The sequence below is a fragment of the Streptomyces sp. R21 genome, from assembly GCF_041051975.1.
Taxonomy (GTDB): Bacteria; Actinomycetota; Actinomycetes; order Streptomycetales; family Streptomycetaceae; genus Streptomyces.
Genome location: NZ_CP163435.1, coordinates 1,759,329 through 1,773,790, shown reverse-complemented (window position 1 = coordinate 1,773,790; position 14,462 = coordinate 1,759,329). Strand labels below are relative to the sequence as shown.

General features: G+C 71.0%; 10 protein-coding genes. 8 read left to right on the top strand and 2 right to left on the bottom strand.

What is annotated here, in order from left to right; all coding sequences use genetic code 11:
- Positions 1-65 precede the first annotated feature (65 nt).
- From AB5J56_RS08210 to AB5J56_RS08195, 4 genes are all read left to right on the top strand, one after another.
- Positions 66-1,013 (top strand): adenosine kinase, encoded by a 948-nt coding sequence (locus AB5J56_RS08210; RefSeq protein ID WP_369231506.1) that lies wholly within the window; start codon positions 66-68, stop codon positions 1,011-1,013.
- Entirely contained in the window at positions 1,010-2,503 is a 1,494-nt protein-coding gene (locus tag AB5J56_RS08205) for a GMC family oxidoreductase (RefSeq protein ID WP_369231504.1), read from the top strand. The genes AB5J56_RS08210 and AB5J56_RS08205 overlap by 4 nt, the downstream gene beginning before the upstream one ends.
- A 53-nt stretch (positions 2,504-2,556) precedes the next feature.
- A complete protein-coding gene (locus AB5J56_RS08200; protein WP_369231502.1) occupies positions 2,557-3,501 on the top strand; it encodes an aldo/keto reductase family oxidoreductase in 945 nt (314 codons plus the stop codon).
- A 93-nt stretch (positions 3,502-3,594) separates the two neighbouring features.
- The gene (locus tag AB5J56_RS08195) at positions 3,595-5,673 is read left to right on the top strand and encodes a radical SAM protein (protein WP_369231500.1); all 2,079 of its coding nucleotides are present in this window, start codon (positions 3,595-3,597) and stop codon (positions 5,671-5,673) included.
- 65 nt (positions 5,674-5,738) lie between these two features.
- Here the strand turns inward: AB5J56_RS08195 and AB5J56_RS08190 are convergent, their stop codons facing one another.
- Complete coding sequence (locus AB5J56_RS08190; RefSeq protein WP_369231499.1) at positions 5,739-7,232, bottom strand: M1 family metallopeptidase; 1,494 nt, start codon at positions 7,230-7,232, stop codon at positions 5,739-5,741.
- Positions 7,233-7,426: 194 nt separating this feature from the next.
- Here AB5J56_RS08190 and AB5J56_RS08185 point away from each other — a divergent pair, with 194 nt between their 5' ends.
- Positions 7,427-9,388 (top strand): Xaa-Pro dipeptidyl-peptidase, encoded by a 1,962-nt coding sequence (locus AB5J56_RS08185; protein WP_369231497.1) that lies wholly within the window; start codon positions 7,427-7,429, stop codon positions 9,386-9,388.
- The gene (locus AB5J56_RS08180) at positions 9,388-10,671 is read left to right on the top strand and encodes a M14 family metallocarboxypeptidase (RefSeq protein ID WP_369231495.1); all 1,284 of its coding nucleotides are present in this window, start codon (positions 9,388-9,390) and stop codon (positions 10,669-10,671) included. The genes AB5J56_RS08185 and AB5J56_RS08180 overlap by 1 nt, the downstream gene beginning before the upstream one ends.
- Before the next feature lie 5 nt (positions 10,672-10,676).
- Here the strand turns inward: AB5J56_RS08180 and AB5J56_RS08175 are convergent, their stop codons facing one another.
- Complete coding sequence (locus AB5J56_RS08175) at positions 10,677-11,594, bottom strand: FAD-dependent oxidoreductase (RefSeq protein WP_369242439.1); 918 nt, start codon at positions 11,592-11,594, stop codon at positions 10,677-10,679.
- 114 nt (positions 11,595-11,708) lie between these two features.
- On the opposite strand from AB5J56_RS08175, the gene AB5J56_RS08170 reads away from it, so the two are divergent.
- Both AB5J56_RS08170 and AB5J56_RS08165 read left to right on the top strand, forming a co-directional pair.
- Complete coding sequence (locus AB5J56_RS08170; protein WP_369231493.1) at positions 11,709-12,728, top strand: oxidoreductase; 1,020 nt, start codon at positions 11,709-11,711, stop codon at positions 12,726-12,728.
- 72 nt (positions 12,729-12,800) lie between these two features.
- On the top strand, positions 12,801-14,444 hold the full coding sequence (locus AB5J56_RS08165; protein WP_369231491.1) for an ABC-F family ATP-binding cassette domain-containing protein: 1,644 nt from the start codon (positions 12,801-12,803) through the stop codon (positions 14,442-14,444).
- Positions 14,445-14,462: the final 18 nt, after the last annotated feature.

Genomic DNA, 14,462 nt, shown 5'->3' with positions numbered 1-14,462 from the left:
CGTCACCCATCAGGCAACGGGGGCCCCGCGGTGAGGCCGACCCCTTGAGCCCGGGAGGAACACCCATGAGTACCGAGACCGATGTCCTCGTCCTGGGAGGCGCGGGCGTCGACACCATCGTGTACGTCCCCGAGCTGCCCCTTCCGTACGCCGACAGCTACATGATCCGGCCCGGGATCGAGATGCGGGCGGGGCAGACGGGAGACTTCGTCGCGCTCGGCGTGAGCGAGCTCGGTCTGCGCACCCATCACCTCGACATGATCGGCGACGACCACGAGGGCGATCTGATCCGGGAACTGCACCGCGCCCGGGGCATCCCCCTCACCGACATCCCGCTGCCCGGCGGCACCAAGCGCGCGGTCAACCTCGTCGACCCCGAGGGACGGCGGCTGTCCCTGTACGACGACAGTCGCTTCCAGGAGACGGACCGGCTGCCCGAGGCCACGGTCCGGGCCCTGGCGGAGGCGACCCGCCACGCCCACGTCTCCATCACCTACCCGTGCGCCTTCGCCCTGCCCATCCTGCGCGCGGCCGGGGTCACCGTCTCGACCGACCTGCACAACTGGGACGGCAGCAACCCGTACCACGAGGCGTTCGCCTACGAGGCGGACCTCGTCTTCGTGTCCACCACCGCCCTGGCCGACCCGGAGCGCACCATGCGCCGGATTACCGAGCGGGGGCGCGCCGAGGTGGTCGTCGCCACGGCGGGAGCCGACGGCGCGTATCTGCTCGTGGACGACGAGGTGACCCACATTCCGGCTGTCGTGCCGCACGCGCCGGTGGTGGACTCCAACGGCGCCGGGGACGCCTTCGCCGCCGGCTTCCTCTTCGGCCGACTGAACGGCGAGCCGCCGCACCGGTGCGCCCTGTACGGCGCAGTAGCCGGCGCCCATGCCTGCACGGTGCCGTCGACACGGGCCGACGCCATCAGCCGCACCGAACTCCTCGCCCGGGTGGCCGAGTTGGACTCCGCGGAACCTGCGTCCATCGCGGCGGCCAAGGAGGCCGGGTGAAGTCCCCCGCCCAAGCGGCCGGTTACGACGTCGTCGTCCTCGGCGGCGGCGTGGCCGGCTGTGTACTGGCCGCCCGCCTGAGCGAGGACCCCGGACGGTCCGTGTGCCTGGTGGAGGCCGGGCCCGACTACGGGGCGCGGTGGCAGGAGTGGCCCGCGAAGGTGCGCGACGCCCATGCCCTGCCGCGCGACGACGTGTGGGAGCGTCACGCCCCCATGCACCGCATCCGCGCCCGCGTCCTCGGCGGTTCCTCCTGTATCAACGGCTGCTGGAACACCTGGGGTTCGGAGGCCGACCACGAGGAATGGGTGCGCGCGGGCGGGCCGCGCTGGTCGGCCGCGGCCATGGAGCGCCACCGGCTGAGGGCGGTCGAACAGATGCGGCTGCGCACGGTGCCGGAGCGCGAGTTCTCGCCCTGGAGCCGAGCTGCCCTGACAGCGGCACGGGAACTCGGTTACGAGGAAGCGGACATGGCCGCCCCGGGCGCACCCGGATACGGCACCCCGCTGATCAACGCCCTCGACGGCGTCCGCTGGAACGCCGCCTTCGCCTACCTCGACGCAGCGCGTTCGCGCCCCAACCTGACGATTCTCAGCGGTACTTCGGTCGACCGGCTGACGGTCCGTGCCGGGCGTGTCCAGAGCGTCGACGTCCAGGTCGACGCACGGCGCGAGGTTCTCACCGCCGACACCTACCTGGTGGCCTGCGGCGCCTTCGGCTCACCCGCCCTGCTCCTGCGCAGCGGCATCGGACCGGCGGACCAGCTCCAGAAGACCGGCATCCGGCCCGAGGTCGACCTGCCCGGCGTCGGCGCGAACCTCACCGACCAGCCGGGCGTCTTCGTCCCCCTCGCGCCGACGGCGGAACTGAACGCGGCGCTGGCCGCCCAGGAGGCGTCGGGCGAGCTCTACGTCAGCCGGATGCTGATCAGGGCCGCCAGCGAGCTGTGCCCCGAAGGCTCCTGGGACCTGCACATCCTGCCCTCGGCGGGAGATCCGCTGTTCGGCTCGCTGCCGCCGGGGGAGTACGAGGCGGGCATCTCCGCCTTCCTCATGAAACCCGCCTCGCGCGGCCGGGTCCGGCTGCGTTCCGCCGACCCCGCCGAGGCGCCGGAGATCGACCCCGGGTTCCTGTCCGACCCGGGCGGCCGCGACATCGCCGTACTGCGGTCAGGTCTGGAGATCGTCGAACGGCTCGCTTCGTCGGCCGCGCTGAAGTCGCTGGCCGCTCATGGGCCGGGGCGTGCCGCGCACGAGCTGTCGGACGAGGAACTCCGCTCCCGCCTGGGCACGTACTGGCATCCCGTGGGCACCTGCGCCATGGGGCCGGACGACGACCCCCTCGCCGTCGTCGACGGGGAGGCCCGGGTACGGGGGGTGGCGAACCTGCGGGTCGTCGACGCCTCCGTGCTGCCCACCGTTCCGGCGGCGAACACCCAGCTGCCGGTCCTCGCCGCCGCCGAACTCCTTGCGGAGGCGTTGCGGGACTGATCGGCCATCCAGAAGCAGTGAGCATCCAGAAGAACCGAAGGAGGGGGAGCGGCATGGGGCGAGATCTCGCCACCGGCAGCGGTCGCGTGATGTACGGCTGCATGGCACTCGGCGGAAACTGGGACCGCACACCGTACACAGCCGCGGACATCGACCACGCCGAGGCCGCGATCGACGCCGTGCTGGCCGTCGGCATCACGGCCTTCGACCACGGCGACATCTACCGGCACGGCAAGTCCGAGGCGGTCTTCGGCGAGGTGCTGGCCAGGGCACCGGAGCTGCGGGAGCGGATCGTCCTGCAGACCAAGTGCGGCATCCGGCTCCCGGACGGCGACCGGATCGGCCTGTACGACCTGCGGGCGTCGACCGTCACCCGGCGCGTCGAGGAGAGCCTGACCCGACTGCGCACGGACGTCATCGACGTGCTGCTGCTGCACCGTCCGGACCCGCTGGCCGCCCCGGAGGAGATCGCCAAAGCCCTCACCTCGTTGCACGGCCAGGGGCTGGTGCGACGGTTCGGGGTGTCCAACATGAGCGCGGCGCAGATCGCCCACCTGCAAGACGGTCTGGATTTCCCGCTGGTCGCCAACCAGCTGGAGATGAGCCTGGGTTCACGCGACTGGGTCGAGTCCGCTGTCGTGGTCAACACCCCGGCCGCGGCTGCCCATGGCTTCCCGCACGGGACGCTCGAGTACTGCACGACGAACGGCATCGAACTGCAGGCGTGGGGGCCGCTGGCCCGCGGCCGCTACACCGGGGCCGAACCGTCCCCGACCGGGCAACTGGTCAAGGATCTCGCGGAGCGCAAGGGGACGACGCCGGAGACGATCCTGCTGTGGTGGCTCCAGCGGCACCCCGCCGGCATCGTCCCCGTCATCGGCACCGGCCGTCCCGAGCGGATCCGTGCCTGCCGCGACGCCGTGGCGCGCGACGTCGGCCTCTCCCACGAGGAGTGGTACGAGCTGTGGATCACCGCACGTGGCACCCCGCTGCCCTGATCCCTCACCCCCACGTCTCCTGACGATTCATCAAGAAAACCTGAAATCAGAGAACTTGCAGTCCACCATGCCATCCGGATGGAGAGGGACAGAGTGACAGCGAGCACCACACTCACCACCAGCACGACGGCGACCGCACAGGGCCTCCTGCGGTCGGCCCGGTTCTACATCACCTTCCGCTGCAATTCGCTCTGCGGCTACTGCAACGTCTGGCAGGACGACAAGTTCAAGGGCTACGAGGAACTCACCCTGGAGCGGGCCCGCCAGATCCTGGACGAGATGTACACCCTCGGTGTGCGCTACGTGGACTTCACCGGCGGCGAACCGGTCCTGCACCCGCACATCGACGGGATAGTCCAGTACGCCAAGTCCCTCGGCATGGCCGTGGAGATCACCAGCAACGGCATCCGGTTCGCCAAGCACATCGACGCGATCGTGCCGTACGTCGACACCATGAACGTGTCCCTGGACACCCTCAGGCCCGACCGCTACCGGGAGATCCGCGGAGTCCCCACGCTGGACCGGGCCCTGGACGTCATCCGCCGTATCGCCGCTACCGGATCCGGCAACCTCAAGCTCATCTGCGTGGTCACCCGGGAGAACGTGGACGAGGTGCCGGATCTGCTGCGCTTCGCGCACGAGAACCGGATCACCATCTACTTCTCCGGCATGTTCGAGTACTTCGACGAGCAGGACACCGTCCGGGACGTCAACCGGACGGCCCGCAAACTCAAGCTGATCGAGCACAACGGCACACCGGTCACCGGCGGTGGGGCCGAACGCGCCCACCGGCTGGACGAGTCGGATGCGACCGGCGGCGCCGTGGCGGCCGAGCTGCGCGCTCTCGTCTACCAGCCGTTCGCGCTGATCAACCTGCACTTCCGCAAGTACATGGAGGGCATCGACCCCACCGCCCCGACCGACTGCTTCGCGAACAAGCGGATCCTCACGATCGGCCCGGACGGGCGCCTGGTGCTGCCCTGCTACCACGCTTTCGACAACTCGCTGGAATGGGACCGCAGTCTCACCGAGCTGGTCCAGGACGAGGAGTTCGTCCGGGTCCGCGACGAGGAGGTCGGGCACCGATCGGAGTGCCGCAGCTGCACGGTCTTCCCCTACATCGGCCTGTCATTCAGCTACCGCTTCGACAAGATCTTCCTCTACCAGGCCCTGTCGGAGGAGATCGCCAAGATCAAGACCCGCTTCGCCAACCCCCTCCACCCCCGGCTCACCCTCGACCACGAGGGACTGGACCGCAGCTACGCAGAGCTGGAACGATTCCTCGACCACGAACTCCCCGTCCCGCTGCCACCGTTGTCCTCCGAGCACCTCTACCGCTTCGAGGCCGGCGCCTCGGGCATCCGCTCCGAGTTCGTCGCCGGTGAACTCGGCCTCGCCGAACTCCTCGGCGACCACGCGAACGAGGACTGCTGGGGCATCCAGCGCTCCCCGCACACCTGGATGCGGCTCATCTACCGCGACCTGGTGCCCGCGCTGCGCGCTCTCACCGAGGAGGGGCTGCTCGCCGAGCGGGCGTACGAAGAGGCCGTGGCCAGCCTGTACGAGGTGCAACTCGCCTGGTGGAAGGGGTACATGGCGCGGTACTTCCGCCGGGGTGAGGCGCTCGGCACGGCCGGTCCCGACGCAGTCCTCACCCGATTCCTGGAGCGGACCGCCGCCGTACTGCCCGACTCCCCGCACACCGAGCGCGTCCGCCAGGTGCTGCTGCACGCCGGGTGCGTGTTCGGCCTGCCGCCACGGCTGCTCGCACCGCTGGCCGTCCGTACCCCGTTCCCGGAAGCCGCGTTGATCGCCAAGCACCTGCTGCTGACGGCCGCCGACGCCGACCTGTCCGCCTACGCCGAGCTGCTCCCGGACGAGGCCGCCGAGCCGCTGCGCCGAGTCCTTGAGGACCCCGAGGCCCACGAGCCGGCGGAGCATCGACCGCTCGACCCGGAGGTGGCCCAACTCCTGCAGCACGAGGACGCGTTGGACCAGCCGACCGCCGAAAAGCTCGTCGACTCGATGCGCGCCCTCGTCGCCGGGGGCGACCGCGACGGCGGCGAACTCGCCGCCCGGCTGATCGCCCACGAACTCGCCACCCCGCACCTCGTCCGTCGACGCGGCGCGGAACTCCGGCTCCGCCACGACAACAGGAGGACGACCTCCTGACCCATGCGCCGAGTGGCCCAGGGAGCGCGACGCCCCTGGGCCACCCGGTCACCACCCGCTGCCGACTACCGCGCCGCGTGCGCGTCGTTCGTCGCGGCGATCTTCTTCCACGACCGGGGCTGCGCGGGCACCGACTTCGTGCGCGCGATGGACGCCCCCTGCGCCGCGGGCGCCGCCGGCTTCGACGGCTGGAAGAGCCAGGTGTCGAAGAGCGCGCCGAGCGGCTTGCCGGACACCTTCTCGGCATACGCCTGGAAATCGCCGACCGACGCGTTGCCGTACGCGTGCTCCTGCGGCCACCCCTTCAGGATGGCGAAGAACGCGTCGTCGCCGACCTCGCCCCGAAGCGCCTGGACGGCGAGCGCGCCCCGGTCGTACACGGCGATGTCGAACTGGTTGTCCGGCCCCGGGTCGCCGGGCTTCACCGTCCAGAACGCGTCGTCGGCCGGGTGCGAGGCGTACACGTAGTCCGCCAGTTCCTGCGTCGTGCCCTCGTCCTCGTGCTCCGACCACAGCCACTGGGCGTAGCGCGCGAAGCCCTCGTTGATCCAGATGTCCTTCCAGCCCTTCAGCGACACGTCGTCGCCGTACCACTGGTGCGCCAACTCGTGCACGACCACAGAGGTGTTGGAGCCGTTCGCGAACTGCTTCGGGCTGTAGTACACGCGGGTCTGGGTCTCCAGCGCGTACCCGGTGGTCGTGTTCGGGACGTACCCGCCCACCGAGTTGAAGGGGTACGGGCCGAAGTACCCGCTCAGCCAGTCGACCAGCTCCCCGGTGCGCTCGACGCTCGCCCGCGCCGCCCCGTCGTTGTCGCCGAGGTCCTTGCTGTAGGCGTTGATGACGGGGATGCCGCTGTCGGACTTCCCGGTGGTGATGTCGAACTTTCCGACCGCGAGCGTGGTCAGATACGTGGCCTGCGGCTTGTTGGAGCGCCAGTTGTAGCGGGTCCAGCCGAGCTTCGAACTCGTCGACTGGAGAAGGCCGTTGGAGATCGCCTGGGTGCCGTCCGGTACGGCGATCGAGACGTCGTAGGTGGCCTTGTCGCTGGGGTGGTCGTTGCTCGGGTACCACCACCACGCCGCCTCGGGCTCGTCCGCCGCGATGGCCCCGTCCGGAGTGCGGTGCCAGGTGTTGAAGCCGTACGCGCTCTTTGTCGACGGCACCCCGCTGTAGCGGACGACGACCGTGATCGGCGTGCCCTTGGCCAGCGGCGACGCCGGGGTGATCTCCAGCTCGTGCTCGCCCGAGGCCGTGAACGACGCCTTCGCGCCGTTGACCCGCACTTCGCTGACATCGAGCAGGAAGTCCAGATCGAAGCGGGACAGGTCCTGCGTGGTCGTGGCCAGGAGGGTGGCCGTGCCCTCCAGCTCGTCCGTCCGCGGCTGGTACTTCAGCCGCAGGTCGTAGTGCGAGACGTCGTATCCGCCGTTGCCGTAGGCCGGGTAGTAGGGGTCGCCGATGCCCGGCGCCCCGGGGGAGTAACTCGCGGCCGATGCCGGGATCGCCAGCAGCAGGGAGGCCGCGAGTGCGCCCGGGGCGATGAGTCTGCGGTGCACGGAATCTCCAAGTCGTTGGGGCACGAAGTCTGTTCGCAGCCTATTCAGTCCCTGTGGCCCCGGTCGTGTCCATGGCCGCACCTGTCACACGATCGCCATTCGGCCGACATGAGTGATTCCGTCTCATGGATCTTTCTCGCCCGGACTTCATGTGCCCCCTTTTGCACAGGAGTTGACCGGAGTACCGTCCGCGCATGCCGATACCTGCGCGCCGCATGCGCTTCACGACCTGGAGATCGCTCGCGACGGCCGCCACCGCCGCCCTGATGGCCACCTTCCTGACCCCGGCCGCCGCAGGCGCCGCGCCCCGGGAGAGCACGCCGGTCTACTCCTACGAGCACGCCATCCGCGAGGCCGTCTGGGTGGACACCGGACTCGACGGCGACAGCGACGGGAAGAAGGACCGCGTCGCCGTCGACATCGTCCGCCCCCGCGAACCCGCCCAGCAGGGCCGCAAGATACCCGTGATCATGGATGCCAGCCCCTACTACTCCTGCTGCGGCCGCGGCAACGAGAGCCAGCTGAAGACGTACGACGCGAACGGCAACGTCGTCCAGATGCCGCTGTTCTACGACAACTACTTCGTGCCGCGCGGCTACGCCTTCGTCGGCGTCGATCTGGCCGGCACCAACCGCTCCGACGGCTGCGTGGACGTCGGCGGCCGCTCCGACATCCAGTCCGCGAAGGCCGTCGTCGACTGGCTGAACGGCCGCGCCAAGGCCTACACCTCCCGCACGGGCAGCGCGACCGCCAAGGCGAGCTGGACCAACGGCAGGACGGGCATGATCGGCAAGAGCTGGGACGGCACGATCGCCAACGGCGTGGCCGCCACCGGCGTCGAGGGCCTCAAGACGATCGTCCCGATCAGCGGCATCTCCTCCTGGTACGACTACTACTTCGCCAAGGGCGCCCCGCTCTACGACTCCGGCCCCGACTGGCTCTCGAACTACGTCGACAGCCCGGACGCCCAGGCCAAGTGCGCCGCCGTCCAGCAGAAGATCGTCGACGGGGCCCCGCGCACCGGCGACTGGACACGGTTCTGGACCGAGCGCGACTACGTCAAGGACGCGGGCAAGGTGAAGGCCAGCGTCTTCGCGGTCCACGGCATGCAGGACCTCAACGTCCGCACCAAGCACCTCGGCCAGTGGTGGAACGCCCTCGCCAAGAACGGCGTCGAGCGCAAGATCTGGCTCTCCCAGACCGGCCACGTCGACCCCTTCGACTACCGCCGCGGAGCCTGGGTCGACACCCTGCACCGCTGGTTCGACCACGAACTCCTCGGCTACGACAACGGCATCGACAAAGCGCCCATGGCCGACATCGAGCGCCACCCCGACCAGTGGGTCACCTCCCGCGTCTGGCCGCCGAGCAGCACGGACACCGTGAAGCTCCGCCCCGGCCAGGGCACCCGGGCGGGCGTCGGCACCCTCGGCCTGACCACCGGCTCCGGAACCGAGACCTTCACCGACGATCCGCAGCTGAGCGAGACCGACTGGGCCGCGCACATCGACCAACCCACCCCGGACAAGGCGGGGTTCACCACCGGACCGCTCGCCCACGACCTCCGGCTGTCCGGCTCCTCCAAGGTGACCGTCACCGCGACGCCCACCACCGCGACCGCCCACCTCTCCGCGGTCCTCGTCGACCTCGGCCCCGACACCATCCGTGACTACAACGCCGCCGGCGAGGGCATCACCACGCTCACCGACCGCACCTGCTGGGGCCCGAGCACCACCGGCGACAGCTCCTGCTTCAAGGTGACAAAGGCGAACACCACCGCCGTCGACTACACCGTCTTCAGCCGCGGCTGGGCCGACCTCGGCAACTACGCCTCCGACTGGAAGGGCGTCCCGCTCACCCCGGGCAAGCCGTACACGATCACGCTCGACCTGGCCGCCAGCGACCATGTCGTCCCGAAGGGCCACCGGCTGGCACTGATCGTCGCGGGCACCGACAAGGACCTCATCGACCCGCCGTCCACCAAGCCCACCCTCACGCTCGACCTCTCCCGCACCTCGGCCCGCGTCCCGCTGGTAGGCGGCAGCAAGGCCTTCGAGAAGGCGACCGACGGGGCCACCGCCGCGCCGAGCACCACCGTCCTCGACGGCGTCGGCGAGCCGCGCACCGTCCACCGCGTCCCGGGGGACCGCCTCTGATGCCCCGACGCATCCGCGCCCTGGCCGTGGCGGTCACCGCCACGGCCCTGGCCGCGCCCCTGCTGACGGCGCCCGCGTACGCGACACAGACCCCGCCGCGTACCGGATTCGAGCAGAGCGACGGCGCGCGGTGGACCAGCCAGGCCGAGGAGCAGGACTTCCTCGCCGCCGTCGACCGGGCGAGCGACCGGGTCTCGGTGTCCCGCATCGGCACCACCGAGCAGGGCCGCCCGCTCCGACTCGCCCGCATCAACGCAGGCCACCGCACGAGGACCACCGTGCTCCTCGTGTGCAGCCAGCACGGCGACGAGCCGTCCGGCCGCGAGGCCTGCCTCACCACCATCCGCGACCTGGCCTTCGGCAAGGACGAACGGACCCGGAAGCTCCTCGCGGGCACCACTCTGCTCGTCGTGCCCACCGCCAACCCCGACGGCCGGGCCGCCGACACCCGCGAGAACAGCGACGGCGTGGACATCAACCGCGACCACCTCGCGCTGAGGACGGCCGAGGCCCGCGCCATGGCCACCGTCCTGCGCGACCGCAAGCCCGACGTCGTCTACGACCTGCACGAGTACGGCGCCACACCCCCGTACTACGACAAGGACCTCTTCGACCTCTGGCCCCGCAACCTCAACACCGACCAGGCCGTGCACGACGAAGCGGAGACCCTGTCGCAGGACTATGTGCGGCCCGCCGCCCACGACGCCGGGTACTCGACCGGCACGTACGGCATCTGGACCGACCCCGTCACCGGCGACCCCATCAAGCAGACCGCCGGGGACGGGCAGGAGCGCATCCTGCGCAACATGTCCGGCATCAAGCACGCCGCAGGGCTGCTCATCGAGAGCCGCGTCGACGCCCTCACGGACGCCGAGAAGGCGGACCCCGCACTGAACCACCGGCGCCGCGTCCACTCCCAACTCGCCGCACTCGGCGGCCTGTTCACCTTCACAGGGGCGCACGGCAGGCAACTCGCGGCGACGACCTCGGCGGCCCGGCTCGCGGGCTACCGGGACCGTGGCCCGGTCTACCTCGGCGGCGCCGACAACGACCCCGCCGAACCCTCCGAGGTGATCCAGGACCCGCCCTGCGGCTACCGGCTCACCGCGGACCAGTACGCGGACGTACGCGACGAACTCGCCCTGCACGGCGTGCACATGAGACGCGACGGCGACGGCGTCCTCGTACCACTGAGGCAGTCGTCGCGCGCCCTCGTGCCGCTGCTCCTCGACGGGCGCGCGCCGTACCACCTCGCGGCCGGGGAGCCCGACGCCGACTGCTGAGGCTCTCAGGAGGCGGCCGGGCCCACCAGCTCGGCCGCCTCGTGCGCGCAGCCCCACGCCACCGTGACGCCCGCGCCACCGTGCCCGTAGTTGTGCACCAACACCCGCCCACCGGGCAGCACTTCACGTTCCAGGCGGACCGCGGTGCGTGCCGGGCGCAGTCCCACCCGGTGGTCGAGCACACGGGCTCCCTCGATCTCGGGCCGCACCGCCGCGCACCGCTTGACGATCTCCTCGGCCACCCCCGGGTCGGGCGTGAGCGACCAGTCGTCCTCGTCGGCCGTTCCGCCCAGGATCAGTCCGCCGGGCTGCGGCATGAAGTAGGTGCTCTTCGCCGAGGTGTGGTCGACGGACGTCAGCCAGGTTTCGATGCCCGGGTTCTCCACCACGACGAGCTGCCCGCGCACCGGCCGCACCGCCGGGTCCGGTACGAGATCACGGGCGCCCAGCCCCGTGCAGTTGACCACCACCGGCGCCTCGGCCGCCGCCTCGCCGAGATCGCGCACGACCCGCTCCTCGACCGTCCCGCCCGCCGCGATCAGCCGTTCCCGCAGCCACCGCAGGTACACCGGCATGTCGATCAGCGGCAGCCGCGCCCACAACCCGGTCCCGGCGTACTCGTCCGCCGTCGCCGCCCGCAGCCCCGGCACCCGAGCCGCCCACGGCCCCAGGTCGTCCAGCCGCGTCTCGCCCTGTACGCCCTCGACCATGCGTACGCCCGTCTCGTCGGGCCGCGCCGCCAACTCCTCGTACACGGCGAACGAGCGCAGCGACCAGGCGCCGGCGAGCGCCTCCGGCTCGATGCGGTACGGCCACCACAGTCCACCCGCAACGGCCGAGGTGGTCCGCTCGATGGGGTCCCGCGCCCACACCCGTACGCGCCTGCCGTCCTCGGCCAGGACGACGGCCGTCGTCAGGCCCATGACACCGCCGCCGACCACGATCACGTCACCGCTCCGCGTTCTGTCCACGCCGGGACGTTAGCGGAATATGTCATGCCGTGCTCATATCACTCCCCGCGTGGGGATACTCACAACATGTCTGCCGAGTACGCGACCTTCGGCCTGGCACCGGCGATGCGGGCCGGTGGAGTCCTCGCCAACGGTGACTACCAAGTGCACCGGGATTTCGTGGACTTCATCGTCGACGGCCGCCCGCTGCTGTTCCAGCTCTCCGACCTCGACGCGGTGTCCCCGCTCGCCTCCGACGTACCACCCGCCATCTTCACCGCCCAGGTGCAGAGCCTCCTCCTGGAGGCCGAGGCACCGCTCGACGGCGGACGGTACGTCATCTACGGCTGCCCCGAATGCCAGAGCCTCGAATGCGGGGCCGTCACCGCCGTCATCGAGAAGGACGGCGACGACTACGTGTGGCGCGACTTCGCCTGGCAGACCGACGAGCACGCCGACCTGGAGCTCAACGGCTACCACGGGATAGGGCCGTTCCGCTTCCACGGCGCCGAATACCGCGGCGCGCTCGGCTCCCTGCTCGACGCCGACTCCGGGGCGCGGCGCCGCGTCCTCCTGATCGGCGCACGTGTCGCCGTCCTCGCCAAGCTCGCCGCCGCGCTGCGCACCATCGGCATCGGCGCCGACATCACCCAGGACGCGTCCGGAGTGCCCGCCGACGAGCTGCGGACGTACGGCGCCGTCGCCTTCGGCCGCGCGGTCGGCGAGCAGGAACGTGCCGCCGTACGCCAGTCCTTCGAGCGCGCGGGTGTCGAGGTCGCCTACGTCGACGGCCTCGCGCCGATCATTCCGCTGCTGGTCGCGCAGATAGAGCACGCCCTGGACCGCAGAGCGCAGGAGCAGCGCCGTCTCACCCGCCTGGTCGCCGCCGACGGCGAGGCCGGCATAGAGGTGACCTCCACCTGCCGGGTCCGGGTGACCGCCTACCGGCTGGACCGGCTCTACCGCACGCACGCGCACGAGGTCTTCGACGGGATCCTGGAGGCGGGCCGGCACAGTGTCCCACTGGACCCCAAATCGGTGAAGGGGGAGTCCTTCCTGGTCGCCCGCACGTCAGGGAGTGTGCTGGTGGAGGCGATGGCGCGCTGAGCGGAGGAGACGCGGGTCCGGGAAAAAGCCGGGCGCGACCGCGGCGGGCGGCCCGTTAGGATCGGCCTCCTGATGACTGCCACTCTCGTCGCCAAGAACCTCGCCGCCGGACACGGCGACCGCTCGCTCTTCTCCGGGCTCGACCTCGTCGTCGCGCCCGGGGACGTGATCGGGCTCGTCGGTGCCAACGGCGCGGGCAAGTCCACCCTGCTGCGCCTGCTCGCCGGGCTTCTCACCCCGGAAGAGGGGGAGCTGCGGCTCTCCCCGCCGAGCGCGACCGTGGGGCATCTGCCGCAGGAGCCGGAGCGCCGGGAGGGCGAGACGGTACGGGACTTCCTGGCCCGCCGTACCGGCGTGGCCGAGGCCCAGCGCGTCATGGACGAGGCCACGCAGGGGCTCGTCGACGGGGCGCCGGGCGCCGACGACGCGTACGCGACGAGCCTGGAGCGGTGGCTCGACCTCGGCGGCGCCGACCTCGACGAGCGAGCCGAGGAGGTCGCCGACTCCCTCGGTCTGGCGGTGGACCTGGACCAGCCGATGACCGCCCTCTCCGGTGGCCAGGCCGCCCGCGCGGGCCTCGCCTCCCTCCTGCTGTCCCGCTACGACGTCTTCCTGCTCGACGAGCCGACGAACGACCTGGACCTGGACGGCCTGGAACGCCTGGAGCGCTTCGTCAGCGGCCTGCGCGCGGGCACGGTCGTCGTCAGCCACGACCGCGAGTTCCTCACCCGCACGGTCACCAAGGTCCTCGAACTCGACCTGGCGCAGCAGGAGATCACCCTGTACGGCGGAGGGTACGAGGCCTACCTGGAGGAGCGGGACGTGGCCCGCCGGCATGCCCGCGAGGACTTCGAGGAGTACGCCGACAAGCGCTCCGCCCTCGAGGGCCGCGCCCAGATGCAGCGCTCCTGGATGGACAAGGGCGTCAAGAACGCCCGGCGCAAGGCGAACAACGACAACGACAAGATCGGGCGCAAGTTCCGCAGCGAGGCCAGCGAGAAGCAGGCCGCGAAGGCCCGGCAGACCCAGCGCATGATCGAGCGCCTCGACGTGGTGGACGAGCCCCGCAAGGAGTGGGAGCTGCGCATGGAGATCGCGGCGGCGCCGCGCTCGGGCGCGGTCGTCGCCACCCTGCGGGACGCCGAGGTACGGCGCGGCGACTTCTCCTTCGGTCCGGCGACGCTGCAGATCGACTGGGCGGACCGGGTCGCGGTCACCGGCGCCAACGGTGCGGGCAAGTCGACACTGCTGGGCGCACTGCTCGGCCGTATCCCGCTGGACGCCGGGCACGCGACGCTGGGCTCCGGCGTCGTGGTCGGCGAGGTCGACCAGGCCCGCAAGCTCTTCCACGGCTCGGAGTCGCTGCTCGAGGCGTTCTGCGCGGCGGTGCCCGACACCGAGCCCGCCGAGGTCCGCACGCTCCTGGCCAAGTTCGGCCTCAAGGCGGACCACGTCCTGCGCTCCGCGGTAACGCTCTCCCCGGGCGAGCGCACCCGCGCCGCACTGGCCCTGCTCCAGGGCCGAGGCGTGAACCTCCTGGTCCTCGACGAGCCGACCAACCACCTCGACCTCCCCGCCATCGAACAGCTGGAGTCGGCCCTCGACTCCTACGAGGGCACGCTGCTCCTGGTCACCCACGACCGCCGCATGCTCGACGCGGTCCACACGACCCGCCGCCTGGAGGTCGCGGACGGCAAGGTGACGGAGACGGTCTAGGGGAGCGGATCGGGGGAG

What these genes read in the sequence shown, in the direction of transcription:
- AB5J56_RS08175 (WP_369242439.1), bottom strand. Translation starts at nt 11,594, where the DNA reads ATGGGCCTGACGACGGCCGTCGTCCTGGCCGAGGACGGCAGGCGCGTA.
- AB5J56_RS08200 (WP_369231502.1), top strand. Translation starts at nt 2,557, where the DNA reads ATGGGGCGAGATCTCGCCACCGGCAGCGGTCGCGTGATGTACGGCTGC.
- AB5J56_RS08185 (WP_369231497.1), top strand. Translation starts at nt 7,427, where the DNA reads ATGCCGATACCTGCGCGCCGCATGCGCTTCACGACCTGGAGATCGCTC.
- AB5J56_RS08165 (WP_369231491.1), top strand. Translation starts at nt 12,801, where the DNA reads ATGACTGCCACTCTCGTCGCCAAGAACCTCGCCGCCGGACACGGCGAC.
- AB5J56_RS08210 (WP_369231506.1), top strand. Translation starts at nt 66, where the DNA reads ATGAGTACCGAGACCGATGTCCTCGTCCTGGGAGGCGCGGGCGTCGAC.
- AB5J56_RS08180 (WP_369231495.1), top strand. Translation starts at nt 9,388, where the DNA reads ATGCCCCGACGCATCCGCGCCCTGGCCGTGGCGGTCACCGCCACGGCC.
- AB5J56_RS08170 (WP_369231493.1), top strand. Translation starts at nt 11,709, where the DNA reads ATGTCTGCCGAGTACGCGACCTTCGGCCTGGCACCGGCGATGCGGGCC.